The organism is Cyanobium gracile PCC 6307 (genome assembly GCF_000316515.1).
Lineage (GTDB): Bacteria > Cyanobacteriota > Cyanobacteriia > PCC-6307 > Cyanobiaceae > Cyanobium > Cyanobium gracile.
The window spans coordinates 417983-430088 of record NC_019675.1; the positions used below are offsets into that span (position 1 = coordinate 417983).

The 12106-nt window shown below is 70.4% G+C and carries 11 protein-coding genes; 4 read left to right on the plus strand and 7 right to left on the minus strand.

Annotated elements, in window-relative coordinates:
* The gene (locus tag CYAGR_RS01775) at nucleotides 1-1188 is read left to right on the plus strand and encodes an FAD/NAD(P)-binding protein (protein WP_015108045.1); all 1188 of its coding nucleotides are present in this window, start codon (nucleotides 1-3) and stop codon (nucleotides 1186-1188) included.
* Nucleotides 1189-1376: 188 nt separating this feature from the next.
* On the opposite strand, the gene CYAGR_RS01780 is transcribed toward CYAGR_RS01775, so the two are convergent.
* Nucleotides 1377-2558, minus strand: coding sequence for an L-lactate MFS transporter (locus CYAGR_RS01780; RefSeq protein WP_245552578.1), 1182 nt, complete (start codon nucleotides 2556-2558; stop codon nucleotides 1377-1379).
* A 311-nt stretch (nucleotides 2559-2869) separates the two neighbouring features.
* On the opposite strand from CYAGR_RS01780, the gene CYAGR_RS01785 reads away from it, so the two are divergent.
* Together CYAGR_RS01785 and CYAGR_RS01790 are read left to right on the plus strand one after the other, a co-directional pair.
* The gene (locus CYAGR_RS01785) at nucleotides 2870-4135 is read left to right on the plus strand and encodes an NAD(P)/FAD-dependent oxidoreductase (protein ID WP_015108047.1); all 1266 of its coding nucleotides are present in this window, start codon (nucleotides 2870-2872) and stop codon (nucleotides 4133-4135) included.
* The gene (locus tag CYAGR_RS01790) at nucleotides 4132-6327 is read left to right on the plus strand and encodes an FAD-dependent oxidoreductase (RefSeq protein ID WP_015108048.1); all 2196 of its coding nucleotides are present in this window, start codon (nucleotides 4132-4134) and stop codon (nucleotides 6325-6327) included. Before CYAGR_RS01785 ends, CYAGR_RS01790 begins: the two co-directional genes overlap by 4 nt.
* Here the strand turns inward: CYAGR_RS01790 and CYAGR_RS01795 are convergent.
* The 6 genes from CYAGR_RS01795 to CYAGR_RS01820 all read right to left on the minus strand — a co-directional run bounded on the left by CYAGR_RS01795 (nucleotide 6286) and on the right by CYAGR_RS01820 (nucleotide 11315).
* A complete protein-coding gene (locus CYAGR_RS01795) occupies nucleotides 6286-6834 on the minus strand; it encodes a TspO/MBR family protein (RefSeq protein WP_015108049.1) in 549 nt (182 codons plus the stop codon). The two genes, CYAGR_RS01790 and CYAGR_RS01795, sit on opposite strands and share 42 nt — an antisense overlap.
* Complete coding sequence (locus CYAGR_RS01800; RefSeq protein ID WP_015108050.1) at nucleotides 6831-7205, minus strand: VOC family protein; 375 nt, start codon at nucleotides 7203-7205, stop codon at nucleotides 6831-6833. The genes CYAGR_RS01795 and CYAGR_RS01800 overlap by 4 nt, the downstream gene beginning before the upstream one ends.
* 46 nt (nucleotides 7206-7251) lie before the next feature.
* Nucleotides 7252-8628: a bifunctional UDP-N-acetylglucosamine diphosphorylase/glucosamine-1-phosphate N-acetyltransferase GlmU gene (glmU, locus tag CYAGR_RS01805; RefSeq protein WP_015108051.1), complete on the minus strand. Its 1377-nt coding sequence runs from the start codon at nucleotides 8626-8628 to the stop codon at nucleotides 7252-7254.
* A 29-nt stretch (nucleotides 8629-8657) separates the two neighbouring features.
* Complete coding sequence (locus CYAGR_RS01810) at nucleotides 8658-9584, minus strand: MnmC family methyltransferase (protein ID WP_015108052.1); 927 nt, start codon at nucleotides 9582-9584, stop codon at nucleotides 8658-8660.
* Nucleotides 9559-10905: a 3-phosphoshikimate 1-carboxyvinyltransferase gene (gene aroA, locus CYAGR_RS01815; RefSeq protein ID WP_071881542.1), complete on the minus strand. Its 1347-nt coding sequence runs from the start codon at nucleotides 10903-10905 to the stop codon at nucleotides 9559-9561. Before aroA ends, CYAGR_RS01810 begins: the two co-directional genes overlap by 26 nt.
* A gap of 80 nt (nucleotides 10906-10985) precedes the next feature.
* Nucleotides 10986-11315 carry a DUF2605 domain-containing protein gene (locus CYAGR_RS01820; protein ID WP_015108054.1) on the minus strand — a complete coding sequence of 110 codons (330 nt, stop codon included), beginning with the start codon at nucleotides 11313-11315 and terminating at the stop codon, nucleotides 10986-10988.
* Between the two features lie 96 nt (nucleotides 11316-11411).
* On the opposite strand from CYAGR_RS01820, the gene CYAGR_RS01825 reads away from it, so the two are divergent.
* Nucleotides 11412-12098, plus strand: coding sequence for a DUF547 domain-containing protein (locus CYAGR_RS01825; protein ID WP_015108055.1), 687 nt, complete (start codon nucleotides 11412-11414; stop codon nucleotides 12096-12098).
* Nucleotides 12099-12106: the final 8 nt, after the last annotated feature.

Genomic DNA, 12106 nt, shown 5'->3' on the forward strand with positions numbered 1-12106 from the left:
ATGGCTGAGCTGGTGATTGCCGGGGCCGGTCCCCAGGCCCTCAGCCTCAGCTGCCTGCTGCTGCAGAAACGGCCCCAGTGGCGCCGGCGCCTGCGGGTGCTCGACCCCAGTGGCACCTGGCTGGCCCACTGGCAGTCCCAGATGGGCCGCTATGAGATCCCCTGGCTGCGGTCGCCTTCGCCCCACCATCCCCATCCCAATCCCCATGCCCTGCGCCGCTTCGCCCAGGAGAGCCAGCGCCTTGGGGAGCTGGAGGGCCCCTACGGCCTACCCCACACGGCGTTGTTCGCCGATTTCTGCCGCAGCGTCGTGGCCGACTTCCAGCTGACGGGTCGGGTGCAGGCCGCCGCCGCGGAGGAGATCCGGCTGCCGCCCAGTGGGGACGCCGCCATCGAACTGACCCTCAGCGACGGGTCCGTAGTGGCGGCGCAGCGGCTGGTGATCGCCACGGGCGCCGACGCTCCGGTGCTGCCGGGCTGGGTCGGGGCGATCGCCGGTCCCCACCCGCCCGAAGCCCTGCAGCACAGCCAGGCCCTCGACCTGGCTGCCTGCCATGGACTGACGGGCCAGCACCTGGTCATCGTGGGCGGTGGCCTCACCAGCGCCCACCTGGCCCTGGGTGCCCTCCGCCGTGGCGCCCGGGTCAGCCTGTTCTGTCGGCGGGAGCTGCGATGCAAGGCCTTCGATGCCGATCCAGGCTGGCTGGGGCCCCGGTACCTCAAGGACTTCCGGGCCGAGCCCTGTTGGCACCGGCGCCGTCAGCAGGTGCTGGAGGCCCGCGATGGGGGATCGGTCACACCCCAGCTGGCCGGCCAGCTGCAGCAAGCCCGTGCGCGTGGGCACCTGCAGTTGAACGAGGGGTGTCAGATCGCCTCGGCCCAGTGGGTCCAGGGCCAGTGGCTGTTGCACTGTCGTGATGGCAGCCGGCATTGTGCCGACCGGCTCTGGCTGGCCACGGGCCATCACCAGGGGGTGAGCCACCAGCCGCTGCTGCGCCAGCTTCAGGCGCAGCGGCCCTTGGCGCTGGTCGACGACTGGCCTGTGCTCAGCGGCGATCTGTGCTGGCCGGGCACCCGGGTGCACCTGATGGGGGGACTGGCGGCCCTGCAGCTGGGCCCGGCGGCCCGCAACCTTTTCGGTGGGCGGGAAGCGGCCCAGCGCATCTGCCGGGCCGCCATCAAGTCCTGAGTCCGTTGCGCTTCATTCGCGAAGGCTGCCGACAGGGAGTGGAGGGTCTGAACCTGGCCGCCGTGATCCGCATCGCCAGACCGTCTTCGGGGATCGGTCTGAGACAGCCAATCTCGCTATGGGAAGACATCACCGGGATAAGGCCGCTCTGGGCTGCTGATGTGTTCTTTCATCCCGATGGCCGAGCTTCAGGGTTCGGTGCCGGGGGCGGTAGGCCTCCGCTCGCGCTTCAATAAGCCATGGGCGGTGACCATCCCCAGCACGGTGAGGATCGCCAGGGGAACGAACACGGCGTTGTAGTTGCCAAACCAATCGCGGATGCGTCCTGTGACCAGCGTTCCAATCAGGGCTCCAGCGCCGTAGGCCGTGAACACGATCCCGTAATTCTGGGCATAATGATCAGGAGAAAAGAAGCGCAGGGTGATGGTGGGAGCCATCGCCAGCCAGCCGCCAAGGCAGAACCAGAACAGGCTGAAGGCAACAAGGTAGTTGCCAAAATCTCCTTGGCCCGCACTGAGCATCAGAAGGCATGCGATCAAGCTCAGAGTGTAGGAGAAAATGGCGATGTGACTTGGCTTGAAGCGATCACTCAACCAGCCAAACAGCGGACGGCTGACGCCGTTGAACAGGGCGAAGAGTGCCATGCTGCTGGCGGCTACGGCTGGTTGGATAGCGATCAATTCCTCACCGACCGAACTGGAAATTCCGATTGCACTCAAGCCCAGCAGGGTTCCAATGGCATAACAGATCCACAACCCATAGAATGATCTGCATTGAAAGATGTTCGTGGGCGACGAACCAGTGAGGATTGGAGTGCAGCTGCTTCGATTGGGCTGGGGGCTCCAGTCTTTGGGAGGCAATTTCATCGTGAATGAAATGGCGCTGATGAGGGTGATCATCGCCACACCAAGCACACGCAGTGTGGGCCTGACCGTATAGGCTTCGATCAGGTGGTTGGCGACTGGAGCCGTGATCAGGGGTGAGAGTCCAAAGCCGATGATCGTCAGTCCCACAGCCAGGCCTTTCTTGTCAGGAAACCATCGAGAGACCACCAGGATCGGGACACCATAAACAATCCCTATTCCGGTCCCTCCGATCATCCCGTAGGTGATGACGAGACCAGCCCCATGGGTGGCATAACTTGAGAGAATGTAGCCAAGCCCAACGATGAAGCCACCGATGACCGTCGTCAGGCGGGTGCCGAGGCGAGGAAGATAAAATCCCGTTACAGGCATCAATGCCGCATAGAACACCAGGACGAAGGTGAACGGCAGCAAACTCTCCGTTGCGCTGATCCCCAGCTCCTGCTCCAGTGGGGTCCTGAAGATGCTCCAGGAGTACACACTTCCCAGGCACAGCAGGATCACCATTCCCAGGGGGATCAGGAGCCATCGCCCCTGGCTGGCTGGACGTCCCAGGACCAAGACTTCTCGTCCATGCTCAATTGTCTGGTTCATGGGGTGCCTGGAAGAGCGTAGGCAGAGCGGCTGATCGGGACCTTTTGCAGGAGGATGTAGATCCTTCCAGACCGTTTTGATCAACTTTAATCGGCTTCTGTTTTTCCATCTGCAGCAGCGTGAACGGAATTGTGCAGATCCACACGAATCTGTCCCGTCTCAGTTATTGTGTGATTCGCCTGATCGAATCCGGTGAGTCCTGAGTCGCTTGCCGCAGACACTTGATGGGAGCCCAGAGAATCCTGGTGCTCGGCGGCGGCTTTGCCGGGCTCTGGAGTGCCCTTGCCGCTGCCCGCCAGCTGGATCAGCTTGGCCTCGGCCCCGACGCCATCGAGGTGCTGCTGGTCAACCGCGATGCCTTCCATGGCCTCCGCGTGCGCAACTACGAGGCTGACCTGTCTCCGCTCAGGGTTCCCCTGGAGGTGGTGCTGGGGCCTGCCAGGGTCCGCTGGCTGGTGGGGGAGGTCGGCTCCATCGATCCGGCCGCCGGCGCCGTCACCGTCGACACGGCCGCCGGAACCCAGACCCTTGCCTACGACCGGCTGGTCTTCGCCCTGGGCAGCCAGTTGCTGCGCCCTCCGGTCCCCGGCCTGGCCGAGCACGGCTTCGATGTCGACACCTACGGCGGCGCCTCCCGGCTGGCGGGGCACCTGGAGGCCCTGGCAAAGCACACCGATGGCGCCGGTCGGTTTACGGCTGTGGTGGTGGGGGCCGGTCTGACCGGGATCGAGACCGCCTGCGAGCTGCCGGCCCGGCTGCAGGGGGTCCAGGAGCGTGCTGGTCTGGCTGGAGCGGTTCGGGTATTGCTGGTGGACCACAACCCCCGGGTGGGCTCCGACATGGGCGACTCGGCCCGGCCCGTGATCGAGGCGGCCCTGGCGGCCCTGGGGGTGGAGTGCCGCCTTGGCGTCCGGGTGATGTCCCTGGACGGCAGCCAGATCCGCTTCGACTCCGGCGAGGTCATCGCCACACAGACGGTGATCTGGTGTGCTGGGATGCGCGCCAGCCCTCTCACCGCCGGCTTCGGCGTGCCCACCGATGCCCTCGGCCGGCTGCCGGTCGATGCCGATCTGCGGGTCGCGGGGCTGAATGGCGTGTTCGCCGCCGGTGACAGCGCCCGTCTCGTCCTGGAGGACGGCCACACCACGGTCATGTCCTGCCAGCACAGCCGTCCCATGGGCCGGTTCGCCGGCCACAACGCGGTCTGTGATCTGCTGGGCCTGCCGGTGCTGCCGCTGCGGATCGACTGGTACACCACCATCCTCGATCTGGGCCCCTGGGGGGCCCTCTACACCGAAGGCTGGGAGCGCCGGGTCGTCGCCACCGGGGAGAGCGCCAAGCGCACCAAGCGGCTCATCAATGGGGAGCGCATCGTTCCGCCCGTCAACGGCGACCGTGCCGTGCTCCTGGCCGCCGCGGCGCCGGTGGTCCAGCGCCCCCCGCCCGTCCAGCCCCAGGGGAGCCGGCCATCCCAGGTGAGCCAACCATGAGTTCCCCAGCCCAGCAGAACCAACCCGGCGCGTCCGTGGTGCGGCTTCTGTTGATTGTCCTGCTCCTGGCCGGGGTGATCCTGTTCTTCAGCCAGGGTTGGCAGCACCGGCTCGATCTCGCCGCGCTGCAGGCCTCCCGCGAGCAGCTCATGGCCTGGCGGCAGGGGTCACCGCTGGTCAGCGCCGCCGCCTTCGTGGCCGTCTACGTGCTGGTTACGGGCCTGTCCCTGCCGGGCGCCACCGTGCTCACGCTGGCAGGGGGCGCCATCTTCGGCCTGCTCCAGGGCACGGTGCTGGTGTCGATCGGCTCCACCCTGGGGGCCACGGCGGCCTGCCTGCTGGCCCGCACCCTGCTGCGGGAGCCGGTGCGGCGCCGGTTCGGCCAGCGTCTGGGGCCGATCGAGGCGGGCGTCCGCCGCGACGGTATCGCCTACCTGCTCAGCCTGCGGCTGGTGCCGGCGGTGCCCTTCGTCCTGGTGAATCTGCTGATGGGTCTCACCCCCATGCCCCTGCTGCCCTTCGCCCTCGTCTCCCAGCTGGGCATGCTGCCGGCCACCCTGGTGTATGTGAATGCCGGCACCCAGCTGGGCCAGCTCACCAGCCTCACGGGTCTCCTCTCGCCCGCCCTGCTGGCCTCCTTCGCCCTGCTGGGACTGCTGCCCTGGATCGTGAAGCTGCTGCTGGGCCGCTGGCGGCTCTGGCGCCTCTACCGCCCCTGGCCCCGCCCTCGCCACTTCGATCGCAACCTGATCGTCATCGGTGCCGGAGCGGCGGGCCTGGTCACCGCCTACATCGCCGCCACCGTGCGGGCCAAGGTCACCCTGGTGGAGCGGCACCGCATGGGCGGCGACTGCCTCAACACCGGCTGCGTGCCCAGCAAGGCCCTGATCAGCTCGGCCCGCCTCGCCGCCCGCCTGCGCCATGCCGACCGCTACGGCCTGACCCCCCAGGAGCCTCCGGTGGAGCTGCGCCGGGTGCTGGAGCGGGTGCGGCAGAAGGTGGCGGCTGTCGCCCCCCACGACAGCGTCGAGCGCTACACAGCCCTCGGGGTGGACGTGCGTCTCGGCCAGGCCCGCCTGCTCAGCCCCTGGGCGGTGGCGATCACCGCCGCCGATGGCAGCGAGACCGTGCTCACGGCCCGCGCCATCGTGCTGGCCACCGGCGCCGCGCCGGTGATCCCGGCCCTGCCCGGCATCGACACGGTGCGGGTGCTCACCAGCGAGACCCTCTGGGACGCCCTGGCCGAGCACCGCTCCCCGAAACCCAGCCTGGTGGTGCTGGGCGGCGGCCCGGTGGGCTGCGAACTGGCCCAGGCCCTGGCCCAGCTGGGCCTGCCGGTGACCCTGCTGCAGCGCAACGACCGCCTGCTGCCCCGGGAGGATCCCGAGGTGGGGGTGCTGCTGCGCGAGGCGCTGGAGCGTGACGGCGTGCGGGTCCACACCGGTTGCCGGGTGGAGCGGGTGGGGCCCGCCACCTCCGGTGGTGTGCAGGTGCACCTGGCGGTGGGCGACGCCTCCCTCCTGCTCGAGGCCGACGAGCTGCTCTGCGCCGTGGGGCGCCAGGCCCGGCTGGAGGGCCACGGCCTCGAGGCCCTGGGCATCCCCACCGGCCGCACCATCGACACCGACGCCTATCTCCAGACTCTGTACCCCAACATCCATGCCGCCGGCGACGCCGCCGGCCCCTGGCAGTTCACCCACACGGCGGCCCATCAGGCCTGGTATGCGGCCGTGAACGGGCTGTTCGATCCTGTGCGCTTAGCCGTCGACGGGCGCGTGATCCCGCGCACCACCTTCACCGACCCGGAGGTGGCCCGGGTGGGGCTGAACGAAACCGACGCCACCGCCCAGGGGGTGGCCTTCGAGGTCACCCGTTTCCCCCTGGCCGAGCTGGATCGGGCCATCGTCGAATCGGCCGAGACCGGCTTCGTCAAGGTGCTGACCGTGCCCGGCAAGGACAGGATCCTGGGGGTGACGATCGTGGCGGAGCAGGCTGGGGAGCTGCTGGCTGAATTCGTGCTGGCAATGAAATGGAACCTGGGCCTGGGCAAGGTGATGGGCGCGATCCATGCCTATCCCACCTTCGCCGAAGCCAACAAGTACGCCGCCGGAAGCTGGAAGAAGGCCCACGCCCCCCAGCGCACCCTGGCCCTACTGGAGCGCTTCCACACCTGGCGCCGGGGCGGCGGATAGGAACGGATCGATGTTGTGCAGGGCCACGCTCGCCGCCACGGCACTGGCGAGCAGCAGCCACAGCAGCCGCAGGCCGATCAGTCCGGCGGCGGGCCGATCCAGGCGGGATGCCGCCGCCACGCTCACCCCCGCCACCAGCAGACCCGCCACCGTGTCCGCCGCCGCCAGCACCGGGCTGTGCAGCCAGAAGAAGAAGGTGGTGAACACGGCGAACAGCAGCCAGCCGACCCCTTCCGAGACCAGCACCAGCCCCCGGCGCCATGCGGCGCCGTCTGGCCTATCCAGGTTGGCCACCCGCGCCAGGGCCACCAGGGAGGTGATGTTCAGCACCAGCCACAGGGGGGCTAAGAGCCAGTCCGGCGGGGCGTAGGGGGGCAGACGAAAGCTGGTGTAGAAGGCGGCGTCGCCCAGCACCCCCGCCGGCCAGAAGCTGACGGCATTGGCGGCCACCAGGATCGCGGCGCCATGCCACCAGCGAAAGCGCGGTGCCGGGGCCGTGGCGGTCACGCCTGGGAGTGGAGCCCGATGGTGTTGCCCTCGGTGTCGAGCACCAGGCTCATGAAGCCGTAGGCACCGAGCGACATCTTCGGCTTGATCACCGTGCCGCCGGCGGCCGCCACCCGGCTCTCCTCCACGGCGCAGTCGTCGCAGTGGAAATAGATCAGGGTGCCGCCACCACCGCCCGGGGCCATGCCCTCCATCTTGGCCAGGGCCCCGCCGGCCCCCACCCGGTCGTCCTGCATCGGGAAGGTGACGTACTCCATGCCCGCATCGGGCAGGGGCTCCATCGTCAGCTGAAACACGGTTTCGTAGAAGGCCCGGGCCCGGGCCATGTCGTCGACGTAGAGCTCAAACCAGATGACGGGATTGATGGCCATGGGTCCGCCGATGTCCTGGGCTGAGACTAAGCCAGGAATCCGGGATTCACCCCGCCACCCCCTGCTCCTGGCGGGGGCTGGCGGGGTTCCAGTTCTCCTTCACCAGCTGGCGGGCCCGGCCCAGGGCCAGGGCCCCGGCTGGCACGTCTTTGGTGAGGGTGGAGCCCGCCCCCACCGTCACCCCCTCCCCGAGGGTGATCGGCGCCACCAGCACCGAGTTGGCCCCGGTCTTGCTGCCGCCGCCGATCACGGTGCGGTGCTTGCGCACCCCGTCGAAGTTGGCGGTGATCGTTCCTGCGCCGACGTTCACCTCGGAGCCCAGGTCGGCATCGCCCAGGTAGCTGAGGTGGTTGGCCTTGCAGCCCTCCCCCAGCCGGCTGTTCTTCACTTCGACGAAGTTGCCGATGCGGCAGCCGGCGGCCAGGTGGGTGCCGGCCCGCAGCTGGGCGAAGGGGCCGATCGCGCAGCCGTCCTCGACGTGGCTGTCGCGCAGCACCGAATGGACCACCTCCACCCCGGCCCCCAGCTGGCTGTTCTCGATCAGGCAGCCGGGGCCGATGCGGCAGCCGTCGCCGATGCTGCTCACTCCGCGGAAGTGGCACTGGGGCTCCACCAGCACGTCGCGGCCGAAGCGGGTGTGCTCGCTGAGGGTGCAGCTGGCGGGATCGGTGAAGCTCACCCCCTCCGCCATCCAGTGGCGGCGCAGCCGGTCCTGCAGTACCGCCTCACAGTGGGCCAGCTGCTGGCGGTCGTTGATGCCGGCCACCTCGTCCGGGTCGCCCACCTCCAGGTGCATGGCGGGCCGCAGCAGGGCCACGGTGTCGGTGAGATAGAGCTCCCCCTGGTCGTTGTCGGTGCTCAGGCTGGGCAGCACCGTGGCCAGGCGGGCCCAGTCGAAGCAGTAGATCCCCGCATTGGTGAGGGTGTTGGCGAGCTGCTCGGGCGTGCAGTCGCGGTGCTCGACGATGCCGCTCACCTGGCCCGCCCTGTCGGCGAAGACCCGGCCGTAGCCGGTCGGGTCCGCCAGCCGGGCGGTGAGCAGGGTCACGGCGGCGCCACTGGTCCGATGGGTGGAGAGCAGGGATTCCAGGGTCTCCGGCCGCAGCAGGGGGACGTCGCCGTTGAGCACCAGCAGCTCGCCCTGGAAGCCCTCCAGCGGCCCGAGCAGCTGCTGGACCGCATGGCCGGTGCCGTTCTGGGGCTGCTGCAGCACGAACTCCAGGCCCTCGACGCCGGCAAGGGTGTGCTCCACCCGCTCGGCCTGGTGCCCCACCACCAGCAGCTGGCGGGCGGGAGCGAGCCGGTGGCAGCTGCCCAGCACCCGTTCCACCAGGGTCGCGCCGGCCAGGGGCTGGAGCACCTTGGGCAGGGCACTCTTCATGCGGGTCCCTTTCCCGGCGGCCAGGACGGCAACGGCGAGCATCGGCGGCGGCGGGGTGTCTGCGCCGGAATCTACCGGTGCCCTTCGGAGCAGCCCAGTCCGCCCGGCCCTCGGCGCCGCGGCAGCCGGGCCGGCGGGGCGTCGCTGTGCTCCTGCTCCCGGCGGCGGCGCTCCAGGATCTCGGCGGCCGTGGCGGTGCCGGTGGGGTCCCGGTAGGGCACTCCGGCGCGGCTGGCCAGGTGTTCCCGCTCGAAGGGCTTGAGGGGGCGCAGGGCCGGATGGGGGGCCAGGGGAGTGAAGCCGGCTGCCGTCCCGGCGCTCCAGCGCTCCGGTTCGTCGTCGGGCGGCCGGATCGCCCGCAGCTCCAGCCCCAGCTCCAGCAGGCAGCGGCGCACCGCTGCCGCCGAGCTGTAGGTGAGCAGCCGGCCGTCGGGCCGCAGCAGCCGCACCAGCCGCCCCAGGAATTCCCGGCTCCAGAGCTGGGGGCAGCGCGGCGGGGAGAAGGCATCCAGCAGCACCAGGTGGCAGCGACCCGCCAGCATGTCCAGCAACTCCGGCAGCAGGCGGCGGGCATCGCCCAGCCGAAGGCGGTCGCCGCCGGCGAGGCCCTCCAGCCGGCCGATCACCGCGGCGGGCCACTGGGCCCGGAAGCCGGCGTCCGCCAGGGCCAGGGCCAGGGGCCGGTGGTCCAGCTCCAGACCCCACCAGTCGAGGTCCAGGCCGGCGGCGGCGGTGGCGGCGAGCAGGGCGGCGGTGTTGGTGCCGGTGCCGACGGCCACCTCCGCCACCACCAGCTCCTGGCCCGGGGCGAATCGCTCCAGCGCGGCCGGGACCACGAACTTCTCGTTGGCCTCCCGCAGGGCACCGGTGGCACTGTGGAAGCCCTCGTCGCAGCCGCGGCTGTAGAGGCTGAAGCTGCCGTCGCGCCCCCGCCGGGGCAGCAGCTCGGGCCCCGGTTCCGGCTCTGCCGTCTCAGTGCCGCAGGCGGGCCAGGTCATCCCAGAAGCCGGGGTAGGAGACGGCGGCCGCCTCAGGCCGCCCCAGGCGGGTGTCGCCCCGGGCCACCAGGGAGGCCACCGCCAGGCTCATCGCCACCCGGTGATCCGTCTCGCTGTCCACCTCCGCCCCGTGCAGCGGGGTGGGGCCCTCGATGCTGAGGCCATCGGCGTGCTCCTCGAGCCGGGCCCCCATCGCCGTCAGCTGGCGGGCCATCACCGCCAGGCGGTCGGTCTCCTTCACCCGCAGCTCCGCCGCGCCGCTGATGCGGCTCAGCCCTTCGGCGCAGCAGGCCGCCACCGCCAGCACGGGGATCTCATCCACCAGGCGGGGGATCATCGGCTCCTCGATCCGGAAGGCCCGCAGCGGGCCGTGCTGGACGTGCAGATCTCCCACGGGCTCACCGGCCACGTCGCGGCTGTTGAGCACCGTGATCCGGGCGCCCATCTCCGCCAGCACATCCAGAATCCCGGTGCGGCTCGGGTTGAGCCCCACGTTTTCCACCGTCAGATCGGCCCCCGGGGTGATCGCCGCCGCCACCAGCCAGAACGCGGCGGAGCTGATGTCGCCGGGCACAACCACGGTCTGGCCCACCAGGGCGGGCCCTGGCCGCACAGTGATGAACCGACCCTCGTCGCCGTCCACCTCTAGATCGGCGCCGAAGGCCCGCAGCATCCGCTCGCTGTGGTCGCGGGTGGGGGCCGGTTCGATCACGGTGGTGGGCCCATTTGCCGTCAGGGCGGCCAGCAGCAGGGCGCTCTTGACCTGGGCCGAGGCCACCGGCGTGCCGATGACACTGCCGTGCAGGCTCTGCCCCTGCACCGCCAGGGGGGCCAGGTTGCCGTCCTCGCGCCCCTGGATCCGCGCGCCCATCTGGGACAGGGGGGCCCCCACCCGGCGCATCGGCCTTGAGCGCAGGGAGGCATCGCCGCTGAGCACGAAGTGGCGCCCCGCCCGGCCGGCCAGCAACCCCAGCATCAGCCGCATGGTGGTGCCGGAATTGCCGCAGTCGAGCACGTCGGCGGGCTCACGCAGCCCGTCGAGGCCCACCCCCTCGACGGTCACCACCTGGCCGGCGGCGATCGGCGAGACCGTGACGCCCATGGCCCGCAGGCAGGCGGCGGTGCTCAGGGGGTCTTCGGCGGGCAGCAGCCCCTCGATGCGGGTGCTGCCCTCGGCGATGGCCCCGAACAGGAGCGAGCGGTGGGAGATCGACTTATCGCCGGGCACCGTCACGGTCCCCCGCAGGCTGCCGCCGGCCTCCAGCAGCAGGCTCGCCGACGACGCGGCAGCGCTGACATCGACGCTCGCGGGGGAGGACAACGGCTGTGGCGCCAACTGGGGCGATCCTATGGAGCGGCCGGTTCAGGCCCCCTGTCAGGGACCTCGGTGCGGTAGCGCCTTCAGGGGCGGATCCCGACGGCCCGCAACCTGGCCGACAGGCTCCAGACCTCCACCACCAGCCGGTGCCAGGGGGTGATCGTCTCCATGGCCAGGCCCATGGGGCTGGGGGCGGCGGCCCGAAGGGCCCGCGCCGCCGCCAGGGACCGGCGCGCTTCGTCGAGCCGCAGGCGGAGCTCGGCCTGCTCGGTGGCGGCCATCACCGCCTCAGGGCAGTGGTCGAGCAGCAGCAGGCCGCGATCGAAGGACTCGGCGTAGTCCTGCAGCAGTGGCACCAGGATCTCCTCCAGCAGGGCGCCGGCGGGATCGGGCAGGGAGGGGGCGGGAGCCATTGCTTCAGCCTAGGAATCTCCCCCTGCCCGTTCGAGTGCGGATCACCAGCTCCAGTGGCAGGAGCATGGAACGATGGGGCCCGAACGGGTCGGCCCATGATCGATGTCGCCGTCTGGGATGGCCTGCTGCGCCGCCATGTCGATGGGGAGGGACGGGTGGACTACGCCGCCTGGCAGGGGCAGGACGCGGGGACACTGGAGGGCTGGCTGGCGGCGCAGCGCCCCTTCGATCCGGATCCCGGCGCTGGGCCCGAGGCGTTCGCCCTGTGGATCAATCTTTACAACGCGCTTGTGATCCGGCAGGTCCTGGCCCGCTTCCCGCTGGCCTCGATCCGCCCCAGCCTGGCCGGGGTGCCCAACTGGCCGTCGTTCCTGGCCTTCTTCGCCCGACCGGTGATCACCCTTCAGGGCCAGGCCCTCAGTCTGAACCGGATCGAGCACGGGATCCTGCGGCCCCGCTTCGCTGACCCCCGCCTCCATTTCGCCCTGGTCTGCGCCGCCAGGGGCTGCCCGCTGCTGCGGCCGGAGGCCTACCGCCCCGAGCGGATCGTCGCGCAGCTGGAGGAGGACGCCGGCCGCTTCCTGCACAACCCCCTGAAGCTGCGCTTCGACCCGGCCCGCCGCACCCTGCGCTGCAGCCGGATCTTCCAGTGGTACCGCCGGGACTTCCTGGCAGCGGCCCCCACGATCGCCGCCTACGTGGGCCGCCATCGTCCGGACCTGGATCTGCCGGCCGATGTCCGGATCGCCTGGCTCCCCTACGACTGGGCCCTCAACGGCTGAGCGTCGGA

What these genes read in the sequence shown, in the direction of transcription:
- CYAGR_RS01775 (WP_015108045.1), top strand. Translation starts at nt 1, where the DNA reads ATGGCTGAGCTGGTGATTGCCGGGGCCGGTCCCCAGGCCCTCAGCCTC.
- CYAGR_RS01780 (WP_245552578.1), bottom strand. Translation starts at nt 2,558, where the DNA reads ATGGTGATCCTGCTGTGCCTGGGAAGTGTGTACTCCTGGAGCATCTTC.
- CYAGR_RS01785 (WP_015108047.1), top strand. Translation starts at nt 2,870, where the DNA reads ATGGGAGCCCAGAGAATCCTGGTGCTCGGCGGCGGCTTTGCCGGGCTC.
- CYAGR_RS01790 (WP_015108048.1), top strand. Translation starts at nt 4,132, where the DNA reads ATGAGTTCCCCAGCCCAGCAGAACCAACCCGGCGCGTCCGTGGTGCGG.
- CYAGR_RS01800 (WP_015108050.1), bottom strand. Translation starts at nt 7,205, where the DNA reads ATGGCCATCAATCCCGTCATCTGGTTTGAGCTCTACGTCGACGACATG.
- glmU (WP_015108051.1), bottom strand. Translation starts at nt 8,628, where the DNA reads ATGCTCGCCGTTGCCGTCCTGGCCGCCGGGAAAGGGACCCGCATGAAG.
- CYAGR_RS01810 (WP_015108052.1), bottom strand. Translation starts at nt 9,584, where the DNA reads ATGACCTGGCCCGCCTGCGGCACTGAGACGGCAGAGCCGGAACCGGGG.
- CYAGR_RS01820 (WP_015108054.1), bottom strand. Translation starts at nt 11,315, where the DNA reads ATGGCTCCCGCCCCCTCCCTGCCCGATCCCGCCGGCGCCCTGCTGGAG.
- CYAGR_RS01825 (WP_015108055.1), top strand. Translation starts at nt 11,412, where the DNA reads ATGATCGATGTCGCCGTCTGGGATGGCCTGCTGCGCCGCCATGTCGAT.